Origin of the sequence: Ancylobacter sp. FA202 (assembly GCF_000380205.1) — a bacterium.
GTDB lineage: Bacteria > Pseudomonadota > Alphaproteobacteria > Rhizobiales > Xanthobacteraceae > Ancylobacter.
On record NZ_KB904818.1, the window covers coordinates 4,898,623 to 4,916,111 of the forward strand.

General features: G+C 68.1%; 13 protein-coding genes. 6 read left to right on the forward strand and 7 right to left on the reverse strand.

Annotation, left to right across the window (positions count from 1 at the left end; translation table 11 throughout):
* Nucleotides 1–23 precede the first annotated feature (23 nt).
* From A3M1_RS0122815 to A3M1_RS0122825, 3 genes are all read left to right on the forward strand, one after another.
* Complete coding sequence (locus A3M1_RS0122815) at nt 24–272, forward strand: zinc-finger domain-containing protein (protein ID WP_018391307.1); 249 nt, start codon at nt 24–26, stop codon at nt 270–272.
* Nucleotides 273–280: 8 nt separating this feature from the next.
* On the forward strand, nt 281–1,459 hold the full coding sequence (locus tag A3M1_RS0122820; protein ID WP_018391308.1) for an FAD-dependent monooxygenase: 1,179 nt from the start codon (nt 281–283) through the stop codon (nt 1,457–1,459).
* A 113-nt stretch (nt 1,460–1,572) separates the two neighbouring features.
* Nucleotides 1,573–2,526 carry a DMT family transporter gene (locus tag A3M1_RS0122825; RefSeq protein WP_026221464.1) on the forward strand — a complete coding sequence of 318 codons (954 nt, stop codon included), beginning with the start codon at nt 1,573–1,575 and terminating at the stop codon, nt 2,524–2,526.
* A gap of 124 nt (nt 2,527–2,650) precedes the next feature.
* On the opposite strand, the gene A3M1_RS0122830 is transcribed toward A3M1_RS0122825, so the two are convergent.
* Entirely contained in the window at nt 2,651–3,679 is a 1,029-nt protein-coding gene (locus A3M1_RS0122830; protein ID WP_018391310.1) for an LLM class flavin-dependent oxidoreductase, read from the reverse strand.
* 258 nt (nt 3,680–3,937) lie between these two features.
* Between A3M1_RS0122830 and putA the strand changes: the two genes are divergently transcribed.
* Nucleotides 3,938–7,777 (forward strand): trifunctional transcriptional regulator/proline dehydrogenase/L-glutamate gamma-semialdehyde dehydrogenase, encoded by a 3,840-nt coding sequence (gene putA / locus A3M1_RS0122835; protein WP_018391311.1) that lies wholly within the window; start codon nt 3,938–3,940, stop codon nt 7,775–7,777.
* Between the two features lie 47 nt (nt 7,778–7,824).
* Here the strand turns inward: putA and A3M1_RS0122840 are convergent, their stop codons facing one another.
* The 5 genes from A3M1_RS0122840 to A3M1_RS0122860 form a co-directional block, all read right to left on the reverse strand.
* Nucleotides 7,825–9,153 (reverse strand): glutamate decarboxylase, encoded by a 1,329-nt coding sequence (locus tag A3M1_RS0122840; protein WP_245261912.1) that lies wholly within the window; start codon nt 9,151–9,153, stop codon nt 7,825–7,827.
* Between the two features lie 301 nt (nt 9,154–9,454).
* Nucleotides 9,455–11,008, reverse strand: coding sequence for a TolC family protein (locus tag A3M1_RS0122845; protein WP_245261827.1), 1,554 nt, complete (start codon nt 11,006–11,008; stop codon nt 9,455–9,457).
* Between the two features lie 3 nt (nt 11,009–11,011).
* Entirely contained in the window at nt 11,012–12,880 is a 1,869-nt protein-coding gene (locus tag A3M1_RS0122850) for an FUSC family protein (protein ID WP_018391314.1), read from the reverse strand.
* Complete coding sequence (mdtN, locus tag A3M1_RS0122855) at nt 12,864–13,913, reverse strand: multidrug transporter subunit MdtN (RefSeq protein ID WP_018391315.1); 1,050 nt, start codon at nt 13,911–13,913, stop codon at nt 12,864–12,866. Before mdtN ends, A3M1_RS0122850 begins: the two co-directional genes overlap by 17 nt.
* Before the next feature lie 3 nt (nt 13,914–13,916).
* Entirely contained in the window at nt 13,917–14,183 is a 267-nt protein-coding gene (locus A3M1_RS0122860) for a YtcA family lipoprotein (protein WP_018391316.1), read from the reverse strand.
* Nucleotides 14,184–14,567: 384 nt separating this feature from the next.
* Here A3M1_RS0122860 and A3M1_RS0122865 point away from each other — a divergent pair, with 384 nt between their 5' ends.
* Both A3M1_RS0122865 and A3M1_RS0122870 read left to right on the forward strand, forming a co-directional pair.
* On the forward strand, nt 14,568–15,683 hold the full coding sequence (locus A3M1_RS0122865; protein ID WP_018391317.1) for a linear amide C-N hydrolase: 1,116 nt from the start codon (nt 14,568–14,570) through the stop codon (nt 15,681–15,683).
* Nucleotides 15,684–15,723: 40 nt separating this feature from the next.
* Entirely contained in the window at nt 15,724–16,584 is an 861-nt protein-coding gene (locus tag A3M1_RS0122870) for a hypothetical protein (protein WP_018391318.1), read from the forward strand.
* A gap of 4 nt (nt 16,585–16,588) precedes the next feature.
* Here A3M1_RS0122870 and A3M1_RS0122875 read toward each other — a convergent pair whose 3' ends face one another.
* Nucleotides 16,589–17,485 carry a helix-turn-helix transcriptional regulator gene (locus A3M1_RS0122875; protein ID WP_018391319.1) on the reverse strand — a complete coding sequence of 299 codons (897 nt, stop codon included), beginning with the start codon at nt 17,483–17,485 and terminating at the stop codon, nt 16,589–16,591.
* Nucleotides 17,486–17,489 lie beyond the last annotated feature (4 nt).

Sequence of the window (17,489 nt, forward strand, 5' to 3'; positions counted from 1 at the left end):
ACGAGCGCGGACAGGCGAACATCATGGCGGGCCACGTCGTTCCCCACTTCCACAATTCGGCCGGCGTGGCGAAGATCGCCATCGGGGCACGCGAATTCATGTGCGTGGGCGCGCTGCCGCCCTATGACCACCCGCATGTCTTCCTCGACATGGGTTCGGATGACGAAATCATCTGCCCCTATTGCTCGACCCTCTACACCTTCGATTCCCATCTGCACGGCACCGAATCGACCCCGCCGGGCGCGCTGTTCGAGATTCCGGCCGCCGCCTGAGCGCGGCCTTGCCCGCCCGCTCCATCGCCATCGCCGGCGCCGGCATTGGCGGCCTCACCGCCGCCCTTGCGCTGGCCAGGATCGGTTGTGCCGTCACGCTCCATGAGCGGGCGACGGTGCTGGAAGAGGCCGGCGCCGGCGTCCAGCTCGCCGCCAATGCCACGCGCTGCCTGAAGGCCCTCGGCGTTTATGAGCGTGTGGCCGAACAGGCGGTATTCCCCACCGACTTCGCCGTTATCGACGGCCAACGCGGCACAAGGCTCAGCGGCGGGCCGATGGGCGCGCAGGCCGAAGCGCGCTTCGGGGGCCCCTTCCTCGTCATCCATCGCGCCGACCTGCAAGCCGCGTTGCTTGACGCGGTGCGCGAGGTGCCGGCGATTACCCTCAGGCTCGGCCACACGCTGGAGAGCTTCGCCCAGGACGCTGCCGGCGTCGCCCTGAAGCTGCGCAACGCGGATGGCGAGGCGACGCTGACGGCCGATGCGCTCATCGGTGCCGACGGGCTGCGCTCGGTGGTGCGCGGCGCGCTGCAGCCGCAGGCGAAGCCCTCCTTCCGCCATCGCGCTGCCTGGCGCGCCACCGTGCCGGTCGAGGCCCTGCCCACTCGGCTTACCGACAAGGTGACGCGGCTCTGGCTCGGCCCCGGCGCTCATCTCGTCACCTACCCCGTGAAAGCCGGCCGGGCGATCAATCTCGTCGCCGTCACCCCGGATGCGCGCGAGGTGCATGGCTGGAGCGAGGCCGGCGGCCGCGACGAGCTTCTGGCGCATTATCGCGGCTGGTGCGCCGATGCCCGCCTGCTGCTCGACGCGCCGGAGCGCTGGCTGCGCTGGGCGCTGTTTGATCTCGACCCGCTCACGCGCTGGGGCGAAGGCGCGGTGACGCTGCTGGGCGACGCCGCCCACGCCATGCCGCCCTTCCTCGCCCAGGGCGCGGCGCAGGCGATCGAGGACGCGATGGTGCTCGCCGCCGAGCTGGCGGACGCGCCCGACATCCCCGCCGCGCTACGCCGCTATGAGGCGGCCCGCCTGCCCCGTACCGCTCGCGTGCAGCGCGCCGCGCGCGGCATGGACCGCATCTACCATCTCAAGGGCCCGGCCCGCCTCGCCCGCGATCTCGTCATGCGCGCGCAGTCGGAAAGCGCGGTGCTGGAGCGCTACCGCTGGATCTATGACTGGCGGGCGTGAGGCGGTGCCCGCAGAGTGGCATCGACTTTCCTCATGGAGGCTATAAAAACATCTCGTTTTCCGATCGTGGCAGCGCCTCCTAGGGTGCGCGCCATCGACAATGGAGATCGGCGATGCCACCCGCATCAAAGGCGAGCCCGGCAGCTTCGGCGGCGGTAGCCGTCGCACCCCACACTTTTTTGCCCCTGCCGCTTCTGGTGGCGCTGTTCTGCGTGCTGTGGTCGTCCGCCTTCGCCGCGTCGAAGATGGCGCTGGCCGACTGCCCGCCGCTGATCCTGCTCTCAGTGCGCCTGCTTCTGGCCGGCTCTGTCATGCTGGCACTCGCCCCGCTATGGGACAGCGACGCACGCCGGCTGGACCTGCCGCCGATGCGCCGACGTGACATTCTCGCGCTGATTGGCATCGGCATCCTCAACAATGCGGTCTATCTCGGGCTGAACTGGACCGCGCTCACCTTCACCTCCTCCGCCTATACGGCGGTGCTCACCAGCTGCCTGCCGCTGCTGGTGGCGCTGGGTGCAGGCCCGTTGCTCGGCGAGAGAATGAGCCTGGCGAAATGGGCCGGCATCGCGCTTGGCCTGATCGGCGTCGTCATCGTGCTGCGCTCGCGCCTTGCGGGCGCGCATGAGACGCTAGCCGGCACGCTGCTGATCGGCGGCGGCGTCTCCGCGCTGGCCGCCGGGACCCTGGCGTTCAAGTATTTCGCCCCGCGCGGCGGCATATGGAGCGGCAATGCCGTGCAGTGCCTGGCCGGCGGGCTTGCCCTCATTCCCGTGGCTCTCGCCACCGAGAGCATGGGCGACATCCGCCTCACCGCCAATCTTTTCGGCGGCCTCGCCTTTCTGGTGATCGGCGTTTCCATAGGCGGCTATGGACTTTGGTTCTACCTGCTCACCCGCGCCTCGGCGACGGCAGCCTCCAGCCTGCACTTCCTCATGCCGCCGCTCGGCCTGTTTTTCGGCTGGCTGCTGTTGGGTGAAGCTGTGCCGCCGCTCGACATTCTCGGCATCGTGCCGATCGCGCTCGGCATCTGGCTGGTCACGCGCCCGGCAAAGGCGGCGGTATAACCCACGTCCTGGACGTCATCCCGGCCAAAGCGCGGCGGAGAGCCGGGATCGGCATCAGGTATCGGCACGCCATCCCGGATCGACCTGCGGCCGTCCGGGAGGACATTGTTTCAAAGATGCGGCCTCAGGCCGCCGCCGACACCGCCTGCAGCGCCTTCACCAGCGTATAGGAACGCTTCTTCGCCGCCATGTCGGGAATGGCAGTGGCGATCATCAGTTCGTCCGCCAGCGTTGTGTCGAGAAAGCGCTCCAGCCCCTGCGCCACCTTTTCCGGCCCGCCGACCAGCACCTTGTCGCGGTTGCGGCGGATGAAGGCACGGTCCGCCTCGGTATAGGGATAGGCGGCCGCCTCGTCCGCGGTCGGGATCGGCCCGTAATGGCCGCGCGCACGCCTGAGATGGGCGAGATCGACGCTGCCGGCGAGATATTCCGCCTCCTCGTCGGTCGGCGCGCACACCACCGCCAGCGCGAGAATGGCGTGCGGGGCCGCCAGTTTTTCGGAAGGCTGGAAGCCGGCGCGGTAGCTCAGCATCGCATCCAGTACGTCATGCTGGGCGAAGTGATGGGCATAGGCATAACCCATCCCCAACTGCGCGGAGAGCCGGGCGCTGTAGCCCGACGAGCCGAGCAGCCAGATCGGCGGCAGCTTCACGTCGACCGGCATCACCTGGATCGTGCGGTAGGGATGGTCCGCCGGCCATTGGCCGCTGTCCCACAGCATCAGTTCCTTCAGCCGATCGAGGAAATCGTCGCCGGGATCAACGTCCTGCCGGCGGCGCAGCGCGTGCGAGGTGAGCTGGTCGGTGCCGGGCGCCCGCCCCAGGCCGAGATCGACCCGGTCGGGATAGAGCGCCTCCAGCACCTTGAAGCGCTCGGCGACCATCAGCGGCGCGTGGTTCGGCAGCATGACGCCGCCGGAGCCGACGCGGATGCGCTCCGTCACGGCGAGGATCTGCCCCGCCATGATATCCGGCGCGCCAGAGGCGACGGAGGCCAGATTGTGATGCTCGGCCACCCAGAAGCGGGAAAAGCCCAGCCCATCCACATGGCGGGCGAGGTCGAGCGTGCCGCGCAATGCCTCAGGCCCGCTGCTGCCGGAGGCAACGAAGGAGAGGTCGAGAACGGAAAGGGGGGTGTTTGCAAGACGGGTCATGGGGCTCAGGTGGGTATCCCCCGCCTTGCTGCCAAGGAGTATCCTTCATGTCACCACGACGCCAGCACAGCGCCGCCCGCCGTGGCGGAGGCGGGCGGGTTGCCCGGCACGAGCCGCCGAGAGCATCCCGTGCAACAGCCTGCGTGCGCCAGCGTTCTCTCCAAGTCTAGTTGCACCTTTTGGTGCCAGAGGTTACACTTATTACCGTACGGGTTACTCTCGATGGTAACTCCAGGCGAGGCAGCGGGAGATCGCACCATGTCGCAGACCACCATTGGCGTGAAGATCGATGACGGGTTGCGTTCCCGACTGAAGGCCGCCGCCGAGCGCGAGGGTTGCACCGCGCACGCCCTGGTCAAGAGCGCGCTCACCGCCGCCATCGAACGCACGGAGCGCGGGCTTGCCGCCCTGTCGCCACCGGACGCGGCGGCGACGCCCGCCCCCGCCGAGGGCGGCCCGCATGGCGACAGCCCATTTCTGTCCTTCGCCCGAGGCATCCAGCCCCAGAGCGTGCTGCGCGCCCGCATCACCTCGGCCTATCGGGTGCCGGAGACCGACGCCGTGCCGGTCCTCATGGGCCCCGCCACCTTGCCGCCGGCAAAGGCGGAGGCCGCCCGGGCCCGCGCCCACGCGCTGGTGCAGGCGCTGCGCGAAAAGGGCCAGAAGGGGCCGGTTGAAGGCCTCATCCACGAATATTCGCTCTCCAGCCAGGAAGGCGTTGCGCTGATGTGCCTCGCCGAGGCGTTGCTGCGCATTCCCGACCGCGCCACCCGCGACGCGCTGATCCGCGACAAGATCGGCCATGGCGACTGGCAGGCCCATGTCGGCCACAGCCCCTCGCTGTTCGTCAACGCCGCCACCTGGGGGCTGGTGCTCACCGGCAAACTGACCTCCACATCAAGCGAGACTGGACTCACTGGCGCTCTCACAAGACTCATTGGTCGCGGCGGCGAGCCGCTGATCCGACGCGGCGTCGATGTCGCCATGCGGATGATGGGCGAGCAGTTCGTCACCGGCCAGACCATCTCCGAGGCGCTGGCCAATTCCCGCCGCATGGAGGCGAAAGGGTTCCGCTATTCCTTTGATATGCTTGGCGAAGCCGCCACGACGGAAGCCGACGCGCAGCGCTATTTCGCCGATTACGAGCAGGCGATCCACGCCATCGGCAAGGCCTCGGCGGGGCGCGGCATCTATGAAGGCCCGGGCATTTCAATCAAGCTGTCGGCGCTGCACCCGCGTTACTCCCGCGCGCAATATTCCCGTATTATCAATGAGTTGCTACCGCGCGTGACCGCGCTGGCGAAGCTGGCTCGGCATTATGATATCGGCCTCAACATCGACGCCGAGGAGGCCGACCGGCTGGAAATCTCGCTCGACCTGCTTGAATCTCTTTGTTTCGATGAGGCACTAAATGGCTGGAATGGCATTGGTTTCGTCATTCAGGCCTATCAGAAACGCTGCCCCTATGTGGTCGATTTCCTGATCGACCTCGCCCGCCGCACCAGTCACCGGCTGATGGTGCGGCTGGTGAAGGGCGCCTATTGGGACAGCGAGATCAAGCGCGCGCAGGTGGATGGGCTGGAGGGCTTTCCGGTCTATACGCGCAAGGTCCACACCGACGTCGCCTATCTCGCCTGCGCCCGCAAGCTGCTGGCGGCCCCGGACGCCGTGTTCCCGCAATTCGCCACCCACAACGCCCAGACACTTTCCGCCGTCATGGAAATGGCCGGCGCTAACTACTATGCCGGACAATATGAATTTCAGTGCCTGCACGGCATGGGCGAGCCGCTCTATGAGGAAGTGGTCGGCCGCGAGAAGCTCGGCCGGCCGTGCCGCATCTACGCGCCCGTCGGCACCCATGAGACGCTGCTGGCCTATCTCGTCAGGCGCCTGCTGGAGAACGGCGCCAACACCTCCTTCGTCAACCGCATCGCCGACCCGAACGTGCCGCTGGACGAACTGACCGAGAGCCCCGTCGACGCCGCCCAGCGCATCGAGCCGCTGGGCGCGCCACATCGCGGCATCGCCGCCCCTGCCGAGCTTTTCGGCCCGGAGCGGCGCAATTCGGCCGGACTGGATCTTTCCAACGAGCAGCGCCTCGCCTCGCTGGCTGCCGCGCTGCTTGCCGGTAGCACCGCCGCGCTTGCCGCCTGCCCGTTGCTGGCAGAGCCCCTCGCGGTGGAAGGCTCAACCCAACGGGTTCTCAACCCGGCCGATCACCGGGACTTGGTTGGTACGGTGCTGGAAGCGACGCCGGAGATCGTCGCGCGCGCCATGGAGTTCGCTCATGCGGCCGCGCCGATCTGGCAATCCACGCCGCCCGCCGAGCGCGCCGCCTGCCTGTTCCGCGCCGCGGAGCTTATGGAGGCGCGCATGCCGACGCTGATCGGCATCATCGTGCGTGAGGCCGGCAAGTCCTATCCCAATGCCATCGGCGAGGTGCGCGAGGCGGTGGACTTCCTGCGCTATTATGGCGCGCAGGTCCGCGACGGCTTTTCCGGCGACACCCATCGCCCGCTGGGTCCAGTGGTCTGCATCAGCCCGTGGAACTTCCCGCTCGCCATCTTCACAGGGCAGGTCGGCGCCGCACTCGCAGCCGGAAACGTCGTGCTGGCCAAACCGGCCGAAGAGACACCGTTGATTGCCTTCACGGCGGTGGAGATCCTGCGCGAGGCCGGGGTATCGCCCGGTGCGGTGCAACTCATTCCGGGCGCCGGCGAGGTGGGAGCTTCTCTGGTGGGTGACACCCGGACGCGCGGCGTCATGTTCACCGGTTCCACCGAAGTGGCTCGCCTCATCCAGCGCCAGCTGGCCACCCGACTGAATCCCGATGGCAGCGTCATTCCGCTGATCGCCGAAACCGGCGGGCAGAACGCGCTCATCGTCGATTCCTCCGCCCTGGCCGAGCAGGTGGTGGCCGATGTGCTCGCTTCCGCCTACGATTCCGCCGGCCAGCGCTGTTCGGCGCTGCGTATCCTTTGCCTGCAGGAGGATGTGGCCGACCGCATACTGGACATGCTGCGCGGTGCGCTGAAGGAACTCCAGGTCGGCAATCCAGTACATCTGTCCACCGATATCGGCCCGGTCATCTCGGCCGAGGCGAAGGCCGGCATCGACGCCCATGTCGAACGCCTGCGGCAGGCAGGGTGCGTCGTCGAGCAGGTCGTGCTTGGCGAAGACACCCGCCACGGCACCTTCGTGCCACCGACGCTGATCGAAATCGATGGCATTGCCGCGCTCACCCGCGAAGTTTTCGGACCGGTGCTGCATGTGGTGCGCTACCGCCGCGACGAACTCGACGAACTGATCGCCGCCATCAACGCTACCGGCTACGGCCTGACTTTCGGCCTGCACACCCGCATCGACGAGACCATTGCCCGCGTCACTTCCCGCATCGAGGCCGGCAATGTCTATGTGAACCGCAACCTCATCGGCGCGGTGGTCGGGGTGCAGCCCTTTGGCGGCCACGGCCTCTCCGGCACGGGACCGAAGGCCGGAGGGCCGCTTTATCTCGGCCGCCTGCTGGCCCGCCGGCCCGCCGCCCTGCTGCCGGCGCGCGAGGCGCCCGCCCCGGCCCGGCTCTGGGTCGATTTCCAATCGGACACCGGCACGCGGACGCTGTGCGGCGCGATCCTCGACGCCTCGCCCTTCGGTCACCGGGCGGATTTGCCCGGCCCGGTGGGCGAACGCAACCTGTATGCGCTCTCCCCGCGCGGCACCGTCCTGTGCCTCGCCGCAACCGAGAAGGGCCTCGCCATGCAGATCGCCTCGGCGCTCGCCACGGGCAATAAGGTGCTGCTGGAGGGCTCGCTGCTACCGGCGCTTCCGAACGGGCTGGAGGATTGGATCAGCCTGACCGACAGCCTGACGGAGACCTATTTCGACGCCGTGCTGTTCGAAGGCGACGGCGATGCGCTGCGCCAGCTCAACGAGACCATAGCCGCGCGCGAGGGGCCGATCGTGCTGGTGCACGGCCTGGCGCCGGACGACATTGCGCGCGGCGAGGCCTACCCGCTCGATCTTTTGATGATCGAGCGTTCCACCAGCACCAACACCGCCGCCGCCGGCGGCAATGCCAGCCTGATGACACTCGGCTGAGGCAAGAAAGGGCCGGGCGTACCGCAGCGCCCGGCCCCTCTCCGGCTTCAGTTATGGTTGAACCCGGCCGCCTCGTCGTCGGTCAGCGGGTGGGTGACGGGGTGCTTGGCGAAGAAATCGAGCGCGCGGCGGAAATCGTCAAGCAGCAGGCTGGCGAGGTCTCGGCTCACCCCATGACGCACCAGAATGCGCTGGATCACCATGTCCTGGCGGTTGGCCGGCATGGAATAGGCCGGCACCTGCCAGCCGCGCGAGCGCAGGCGGTCAGCTAGATCGTAGAGCGTGTAACCGCCGAATCCCTTGTCGTCCTTGAGCTTCCAGCACAGGGCAGGAATGCCCTCCTGCCGGTTGCCGTCATAGAGCATCTCGAACGGCCCGAGCGCAGCGATCTCGCGGGCGAGATATTCGGCCGTGTCGTAGCAGGCGTTCTGGATCTTGGCGTAGCCCTCCCGCCCGAGCCTTACGAAATTATAGTACTGCGCAATGATCTGCCCGCCCGGGCGGGAAAAGTTGAGGGCGAAGGTCGGCATGTCGCCGCCGAGATAGTTCACGTCGAAGACGAGCTCGGGCGGCAGGTCGCCCGCCTCGCGCCAGATCACCCAGCCCACACCCAGCGGCGCGAGGCCGAATTTGTGGCCGGAGGCATTGATCGACTTCACCCGCGGCAGGCGGAAATCCCATTCAACGTCAGGCGCGCAGAATGGAGCGAGGAAGCCGCCCGAGGCGCCGTCGACGTGAATGGGAATGTCGAGCCCGGTCTCGGCCTGCAGCCGGTCCAGCGCGTCGTTCACCGCCTTCACCGGCTCATATTGGCAGGTGAAGGTCACGCCGAGCGTCGGCACCACGCCGATCGTGTTCTCGTCGGCGCGCGCCAGCACCTCCTCCGGCGTCATGATGAGCCGGTCACCCTCGAGCGGAATCTCGCGCAGCTCGACGTCGAAATAGCGGGCGAATTTGTGCCAGCAGATTTGCACCGGACCGCAGATGAGGTTCGGCTTGTCGGCCGGCTTGCCTTCCTTGGCGCGACGCTTGCGCCATTGCCACTTGAGCGCGAGCCCACCCAGCATCGCCGCTTCGGAAGAGCCGACGGTGGAGCAGCCGAGCGTGCTTGTCGCATCCGGCGCGTTCCACAGGTCGGCGAGCATGCGCACGCAACGCGCCTCGATCTCGGCCGTCTGCGGATATTCGTCCTTGTCGATCATGTTCTTGTCGATCGACAGGTCCATCAGGTCGCGGATTTCGTCGTCGACCCAGGTCTGGCAGAAGGTCGCGAGGTTCTGGCGCGAATTGCCGTCCAGCATCAGTTCGTCGCGCACCGCCGCGAACACGTGGCGCGGCTCCCTCTCCGCTTGCGGAAACGTGGATTTGGGCAGCATCCCCATCACGTCTGGCGAGCCGTAGAGATCGTCGAGGAGGTCGCTGCGCAGGTCAGGGCGGAGTTCGGGGCTGGACGGTTCTGACGTCAAGACGGGCGTCCTTTCACGAGAGCGAGGCAAGGGGATCGGGAGGCGTTAGCGCCGGCACGCGATGGCTCTCGCGCATCTGCCGGCCCGTTAATGTGGCGCCACATGGACGGGGCAAGGGAATGGTCGCGGCGGCCTCCCATTCGTCAAAGGTAGCGACATCGGCCCCTTCAGATCAAGCAAGCCGTGCCGTCCAATACCGACACACACCCCTTCACCGCCCCGTCAGTCCGGCGGGGACGTCGGCGGAGGTCATCGCGCCAAGCACGAAGGCGAGGTTGGCGGCGGCCACCAGCGCGGCGGCGTGGGCATCGGATTGCGCCTGCCGTGCGGTGAGCAGGCCACTATCGGCGGCAGTGGCGGCAGTGATGTCGCCAACCCCGCTGGTGTAGGCGTCGAGCGCCGCGTCATAGGTGACGGCGGCGGCACTGGCGAGGGCGGTGGCGGCACGGTAGGAGGCGAGCGCCGAGCGCAGGGTATCGGCGCTGATGACAATCTCCCGGGCGGCGGCGTCGCGGGTCTTCTCGAAGGTGGCTTCGCTCGCGGCGGCCAGCGACTCGGCATTCTTCAGCTGCGCCGCGCGCAGCCCGCCATCATAGAGCGGCATGGTCACGCCCAGCAGCACGCCGGTGGCGGACGCCTGCTGGCCGATGGTCGGCAGGCCGGTGGCGCTGAAGCTGGCGTCCCCGCCGGCCGCCACCGCGCCGAGGAAGACTTTCGGCATGAACTCGGCCTGCGCCGCGCCAATAGCCGAGCGGCTTGCCTTCAAGGCGGAGAAGGTGGCGAGCACATCCGGTCGACGGGCAAGCGCGGCCTTGATCATCTCCTCCGTCGGCGCGCCGACACTCTCGGGCAGCGCGCGCCGGCCCGCCTCGCGGACAGTGATCTTCGTCATCGGGGATACGCCCATGGCGCCCAGAAGCATCTGATAGGCGTCGCGCTCGGCGCCCTGCGCCTGCACCAGGCCGAACTGCGCCTGCGCCACGAGTTGCCGCGCCTGCGCCACCTCAACCGTGGTGCCCCGCCCCTCATTATTGCGCGCCTGCGCCGCCGCGTCGATCTTGCGCGCATTGGCAGCATTCTGCTCGGCGATCCGCACCCGGCCGCGCGCGGCGCTGTAGAGGAAATAGCTGCGCGTCACGTCGTAGATGATCTTCTGGTGCGCGCCGTTGAACAGGATGTTGGCGGCCGTGGCGTTGTGGCGCGCGGTCTTGTGCAGCGCGTCGCGCTGGCCGAAATCGAACAGCAGCCATTGCAACGCCACCTGCGGCGACACACCCTCGATCCTGTTCGATACCTGGCTGGTGCTGCCGACCGTCACGGGCAGCGAAGCGGAGACATCCTGCCAGCCGCCAATCACATTGGCGGAGATGAACGGCAGATAGGTTGCTTCCACCATGCCGGTGGCCAGCGCCGCCTGCCGGGCCTGCTGCCAGGCGATGCGGGTCAGCGGATTCTGCGTCTGGGCGATGTCGATGAGTTCTGGCAGCCCATAGGCACGGAGGGGGTCGATGCCCGGCGTCGCCTGCATCTGCGCCACTTCCGGGTCGGCCGGCACGCTGAAGTGCTTCGCCGAGGAGGCCACCGCCGCCATCGGCTCACCCTCCGCCGATGTTGAAGAGGCCGCTGCATCCGGCGCCCAGGGCTGCGATGGATCCTGCGGCGCCGTCTTCAAGGCACTGGTCGCGCAGCCGGAAAGCAGCAGGCCCGCCAGCAGCAGGCCGAGCGGAAGAGTTCGGGAACGGGCAGACAGGCGAAACACGTGCATGCCCTACCCCCCCGCCAGCGACGCGATGCGCTCGGCCCGGCGGGCAAGCGCGTCGGGGGCCGCGTCGCCAGAAATCGGCATCGGCTCGCCCCGTTCGGCCCCGTGCCGGTCGACCTGTTCCGCCGCCTCGGCCAAGCGCCGCGAGGTCTCGGCGGTCACATTCTCGGCGAACATCAGCTGCGGCAGCAGCGCGCCGGCCTCCTCCGCCAGCCGGCGCAGGCGGCGGACGTGCCCCTCCGGCGGGCGCTGGCGGCGCGGCTCGAAAGCCAGCAGTGCCAAGGCCTCGCGCGCCTTTGCGAGCTCGGCCTCCACCACGGCCGCCTCATTGACTGCCTGAACCCGCGCCGCGCGATCCTGTGTGGCCAGACGCGCCAGCGCCGCCAATGCCTTCGCCAGCCTCTCGCGCACATCGGCGGCGGCGCTCTTTGGCCAGATCTGGGTGAAGACGAGATAGACGACGAGATTGCCGAGCAGGATGCCCACCACGCGGTCGCGGGCGGAGTCCATGTCGGTGCTCGGGCCGAAGCCGTCGAGGATGGTGAGCAGGAAAGCGAGGCCGATCTGCACACCGCCATAGGAGATGCGCTCATTGCCTGAAGACACCCAGGCGGCAACCAGCACGCCTGAAAACACCAGCGCCATCAGCCCGCCAACCGATTGAAGATGCGGGATAATGTACAGGATCGAGCCCAATCCCAGCATCGCACCGATCAGGCAGCCGGTGATGCGGAGCGCGAGCTTGTGTACGGTCTCGCCTGTTGTGCCGAGAGCGGCGACGTAGCAGGTCACCATCGCCGTGTGGATGCCCTGCCAGTCGATCAGCGAATAGATGAGATAGCAGGAAATCGCCGCCGCCGTGGTCTTCAGCGCGTAGCGCTGATGGTCGGGATTGGTGAAGGCATCGGCAGCGAGAAAGGGCGGCTTCTCCGCGCGCAACGCACTGCCGCCATTGTCTTTTTCGAGATCCGCCAAAGCCTCTCGGGCGGCAGTGAGCGCGCCTTCGCCGGTGCTGGCATCGCCGCTTTCCGGCGCCGGCCGGCCGCCACCGCGCAGCGTTGCGGCCATCGCCCGGCAGCGCTGCGCCAACGCTGTGTCGGTGAGGCCAGCGGGCAGTGCCGCCACCGCCAGCATCAGGCGGTACGTCGTTGCAACGGCTCCGGAAAGCCAGGTGATCTCGCGGGTCGGCGCGGTGTGGAACACGCGGGCCAACTGCACCTGCTTGCCGCTCGCCTCCAGCCCCTGCTCCAATGCCGCGTGCAGGCCGTGGCGCCCTCTGCCCGCCAGCGCGAGAGCCGCGGCGTCGAGCTGCCGTGCAAGGGTCCCACGCAGAAGTCTATGCGGCGAAGTCCCTAACACCATTGAGAAAATCGCCATCAGCACCATCGGCATCGACGCCATCTGCCAGGCATAAAGCAGGCCGCGCGTGACGATTTCGCCGGCTGGCACCTGGTCGACCAGGGTCAGTACGAAGGCGATGACGAGGGCGATGATGGCGCCGATTTCGCCCAGCTGGGAGGCGGAGCTCAGATAGAGAAAGGCGAAAGAGGTCGCCGCGATCACCGCGATACGCAGCAGTGGCAGCTCCGCCGTCCACTGGATGATCGGTGCAATGAGAAGGACGATCAGGGTGACGAGTACAATCAGACCAAGCGCCTGCCCGACATTTTCCGCCCCGTTCGGGCGCATCAGGAAGATGATGAGATAGCAGCTGATCGCTGATTCCGGTACTTTGTAGAGCATCGCCGTACCGCAAACCAGCGCGCACAGCAGTGCCACCCGCCAGGTCATGGCGAAGCGGCCGGGCGCGGGCTGAAGGTCGGCCCAGACCTCGCGCAGGAGACCGCCGCCGGGCGTTTCAGCAATCCGTGTCATGGTGCACGGTCGCGGTGGCGGAGGCGCCGATCCGCATCAGATCGGCGGGGGGGTCGATGAGCCGGATGCGGACGGGAAAGCGCTGCGCCACCCGCACCCAGTCGAGGCTCTTCGGCACGATCGGCATCTTGCGCGGCAAAGTGATCTGCTCGGTCGACTGCACGCCCCAGCCGATGCCCTCCACCCGGCCGCGTATCTTCACCTCCCGATTGGCCAGCGTGTAGACTGTGGCGCAATTGCCGACGCGGATGCCGGCAAGCTCGGTTTCGACGAAGGCGGCGGAGGCGAACCAGGCGCCGGTGTCGATCAGCACGAAGATCGACTGGCCGGGCAGCACATATTCGCCCACGGCCGTTTCCAGCCCCACCACGCGGCCGTCGAACGGCGCCATGATCTGCGTGTCGGCCAGCGCCCGCTCGGCGATCGCCAGCGCCGCGCGCCGCGCCTCCACCAGCGCCACCGCCGCCGCCGTGTCGCTGACCAGCACCAGGGCGGCCGCCTCCTGCTGGATCGCCTGCTTGAGGCTCACCTCGGCGTCACGCTTGGCGGTGGCAGCGTCGTCCACCTGCTGGGCGCTGACATAGCCCTTGGGGCGCAGCGCCTCCAGCCGGGCGAGCGTCTGCGTTGCAAGGGCAAGATTCTGCCGCGACCGCGTCACCTGGTCCTGGGCGATCACGGCATTGGCGCGCTCGGCGGTGACGGTGCGCTGCTTGTCCGCCAGCGCCGCCTCGGCGAGCGCGAGATCGGCCCGCGCCTGCGCCACCTGCAATTTGTAGGTTGCGGGATCGAGCGCGAATAGCAGCTCGCCCTTGGCCACCGCCTGGTTCTCCCGCACGCCGATGCTGACGATCCGGCCCGGCACAGAGGCGGAGATGGCGGTCACGTCAGCCGACAGCTCGGCATCCTGCGAGAGCGGGTTGCGCGCGGCATCGCTGAGATAGTGCCAGCCGAGCCACACCGCCGCGCCGAGGGCGAGCAGGCTCACCAGCAGGCCGAGCGGGCGGCGGGAGGGGTGAGGCGCGTTTTCCGCCATCCGCTAGCGCCCGAAGCCGAGAAGGGAGACGGCGAAGCCAATGGCGGCAGCGATGCAGACATAGACCGGCAGCCGCACTGGCAGCGCATCGTCAATGCCGACCCGGATGAAGACCAGCCGGACCAGCACCGCGCCGAGAATGCCGATGAGCGCGCAGAGCAGCCAGGAAGGGAAATAGGCCCCGAACAGTGAAATCGCCGGCGCACCCGCCGGAATGCAGCCGGCGAGCGGCAGCGCGGCGAGGCTCGCCGCGGCCACACGCAGCGGCACGGCGCCTCGCAGCGGCACGCTTGGCGGCCGCCACCGGCCCGATCGCACTGAGACGGGACACCAATTGGTCAACGTCGCTCTCCGAAAGGGTTTCCGAGTCGGAAACGCTGGGTAAAGGGGTAGCAAGGCCTTCCGGCGAGAGCAAATTCGGCGCAGCCGGGGCACTCGCGCGGGACCGCAGGCGCCCGCCGGCGCCTTACGGGGCTTCATTGTGGCGCGGCTGGCCGGCACGAATCGGTGCGGCGCGCCGAGGACGCCCGGCCTTTTCCGCCTCGCTGAATCATGCCACCAAACACCGGCGACCAACCGCTGAGCGGCGCGGCGCGACTGGAGAGGCGCGGTGGCGAGGCGCAGGCCCTCGCCCGAACGGGAAGGACGGACGGGATGTGCACATCGCTCGGCTATCGCGACGCAGGCGGCAAGGCCTATTTCGGCCGCACGCTCGAACTCACGATCGATCTGCCCTACCAGATCGCCTTCTTCCCCGTCGGTTTCCCCACCCGCTCGCAGGTGGAGGGGCACAAGGCAACCGAGTATGCCGCCCGCCACGCCATGATTGCCGTGACCATGCCGTGCCAGGTTCCGACGCCGCAGGCCCCCGTCGGCCTCGACGATCTCAAGGTGCTGGAAGGGCTGAACGACCAGGGCCTGACCTTCAGCCTGCTCTCCTACCCCGCCGCCGGTGGCACGCAGCGCTCGGTCGAGATGACGCAGGCCGTGCTCTCCGCCTCCGATCTCGGCAGCTGGTGCCTCGGGCAGTTCGCCACGGTGGCTGAGGTGAAGGCGGCGCTGGAGGCCCAGCCGGTGCTGCTGGTTCCGCTCGCCATACTGGGCGGGGTGGAATCGCCGTTCCACTATGTGGTGCACGACGCCACCGGGGCGGCGCTGGTGATCGAGTTCGATCACGGCACGATGAAGGTTTATGACAACCCGGTGGGGGTGATGACCAACGGGCCGGATTTTGGCTGGCACCTCACCAATCTCAACAACTACACCTTCCTCTCCAATGTCGACCGCTCCTCGGCGCGCTTTGGCGGCTATCAGGCGGTACAGCCGGATTCCGGCATCGCCACCGCCGGCCTGCCTGCCTCCAACACCTCGGTCGGGCGCTTCATTCGCGCCGCCTATTACGCGGAGTTCACCGAGAAGGCAGCAACGCCGGACCGCGCCGTGCAGACGCTGGCGCATATTCTCAACAATTTCGACCGGCCGCGCGGGGTGAGCATCGACCCTCCCGGCGGGGGCGGCGGCCATATGGAGGTGGCGGGGCTCGACCAGCCGGCGGGCGAAGCCTGCGCCACCGAATATACCTGCTGGACCAGCCTCTCCGACCTCGACCGCAAGCTGTTCTTTCTGCGTGACTACCGCAGCCTCAATTTCAGCCGCTTCGACCTCGCCGCGCTGGCCGGCGAGACCGCGCCGAAGGTGCTACCGCTTGACCGTCTCCCCCCTGAGACGGGCGAGGCCACCGCGGCACTGAAGGCGGCGAGCGCGGCGTGAGACCTTTCCCGCGCGCCGCAGGCCCCGGCGGAGAGGCACGATGAAGGGCGTGCATCTCCACCCCTCCGGCCTGCGCATCCATGTGGCCGGCCCATGGCCGTTCATCACGCGGCGCAGCTACCTGCTCGCCGGGCGGCGCATCGTCTGGCAGGCGCGCCAGCACCGCAAGGGACTGGAACGCGCGGCGCGGGCGCTGGAGAACGCGCCGGTCCCGTTCTGGCAGACGCAGAGTTACAACTGGTGGACCGGCGCGCTGTTCGCGCTCGGCTCGCTGCTGTTCCTTGCCGGCAGTCTGTTGAGCCTCTTGCCGGCGGGCGCGGGGCTGGCCGCGACGCCGATCAACATCGTGTTCTTCCTGGGGTCGATCCCGTTCACCCTGGCGGGCTATCTCCAGCACTTCCAGGCCGCCAATCAGAGCGCGTTCACACTCGACCCCAAGGATTCCACCGCTCCGCGGCACATCTCGCTGATCGGCTGGCACCCGCACAGCGCGGGCTGGCTGAGCACCTTCTGCCAGTTCGTCGGCACGGTAGCGTTCAATTTCAACACCTTCGACCCGCTGGTGGTCGGCGAAGGCTGGCAGATGCAGGACCTCGCCGTGTGGCTACCGGGGATGATCGGCTCGGTGCTGTTCCTGGTCTCGGGCTATCTCGCCTTTGTCGAGACCGCGCACCGCTACTGGAGCTGGCGGCCACGTCAGCTCGACTGGCAGATCGTGTTCATCAACCTGCTCGGCTGCGTCGCCTTCATGGCCGCCTCGACGCTGGCGTATGTGCCAAGCGGGGGCGAAGCGTGGTGGATTGCGGACCTCGCCAACATCCTGCTCGGCCTCGGCGCGCTCGGCTTCTTCCTCGGCGCCGCGCTGATGATGCGCGAGAGCGCGGCGGCGGCGAAGGGGTAAGACCCTACGGCTTGCGCTGCATGATCGCGACGAAATGGGCGAACAGGCCGGCCTGCGAATTGATGTTGAGCTTGCGGTAGATGTTGCGGCGGTGAACCTTCGCCGTGCCGGCGGAGATCGACAGCAGCCGGGCGATGGAATCGGCGGAATGGCCCTGCAGGATGAGGTCGACCACCTCGCCCTCGCGGGAGGTCAGCGCCAGGTCGCGCCAGATGGTGCCGCGATCCACCCCCCGCGCGGCCTTCCCCTCACCCTCGCGCCCCGGGCGGCCGCGCGCTTCCTCGCCAATGACCTCGCCGCCCCAGCGCAGGCGGCACAGCGCCAGCACGATCGGCGCCAGCTCGCGCAACTGGCGGACCTGCGCCGCGCCGAACGCGCCGGAGGCGGCCTTGCGCATCAGCGACACCACCACGCTTGCGCCATTGGCCAGCGGCACGAAGAAGCCGGCCTCCTCGGCCAGCACGGTCTGGCTGTAATAGGAGCGGTAATATTCGCTGGCATAAAAGCGGTCCGGCGCCAGCTCGCGCATGCGGCGGAAGCCCTCAACGCGCTCGATCGCGGCGTGGTAGAACGGATCGAGCAGATAGGGGCCGACCTGGTACAGCGTCACATAGACGTGGCTTTCCGCCGGGTTGAAGGTCTCGAACAGCAAGGGCGGGCGCGCCGTGCCGCGATAGCCGAAGGTCACGCAATGGTCGAACGGCACATGGGCGCGCAGCCAGGCGATGAGGGCGTGGCCGAACGGGTCGTCGCCCGGCCCGGTCAGCACATCGGCGCTGCGCTCATGCGCCGCCGCAATCGCCTGCGCCAGCAGCCGCGCCGCCGAGGGGCGCTCGCCCCCGCCTTGCGTGGCGTCTTCCTGCCCGCCCCGTCCGATTTCAGCTTTACCAATGCCCAGCATCTAT

Coding starts and splice junctions, on each gene's coding strand:
- putA (WP_018391311.1), top strand. CDS start 3,938: ATGTCGCAGACCACCATTGGCGTGAAGATCGATGACGGGTTGCGTTCC.
- A3M1_RS0122875 (WP_018391319.1), bottom strand. CDS start 17,485: ATGCTGGGCATTGGTAAAGCTGAAATCGGACGGGGCGGGCAGGAAGAC.
- A3M1_RS0122845 (WP_245261827.1), bottom strand. CDS start 11,008: ATGCACGTGTTTCGCCTGTCTGCCCGTTCCCGAACTCTTCCGCTCGGC.
- A3M1_RS0122865 (WP_018391317.1), top strand. CDS start 14,568: ATGTGCACATCGCTCGGCTATCGCGACGCAGGCGGCAAGGCCTATTTC.
- A3M1_RS0122840 (WP_245261912.1), bottom strand. CDS start 9,153: ATGCTGCCCAAATCCACGTTTCCGCAAGCGGAGAGGGAGCCGCGCCAC.
- A3M1_RS0122825 (WP_026221464.1), top strand. CDS start 1,573: ATGCCACCCGCATCAAAGGCGAGCCCGGCAGCTTCGGCGGCGGTAGCC.
- mdtN (WP_018391315.1), bottom strand. CDS start 13,913: ATGGCGGAAAACGCGCCTCACCCCTCCCGCCGCCCGCTCGGCCTGCTG.
- A3M1_RS0122850 (WP_018391314.1), bottom strand. CDS start 12,880: ATGACACGGATTGCTGAAACGCCCGGCGGCGGTCTCCTGCGCGAGGTC.
- A3M1_RS0122830 (WP_018391310.1), bottom strand. CDS start 3,679: ATGACCCGTCTTGCAAACACCCCCCTTTCCGTTCTCGACCTCTCCTTC.
- A3M1_RS0122815 (WP_018391307.1), top strand. CDS start 24: ATGGCGGGCCACGTCGTTCCCCACTTCCACAATTCGGCCGGCGTGGCG.
- A3M1_RS0122870 (WP_018391318.1), top strand. CDS start 15,724: ATGAAGGGCGTGCATCTCCACCCCTCCGGCCTGCGCATCCATGTGGCC.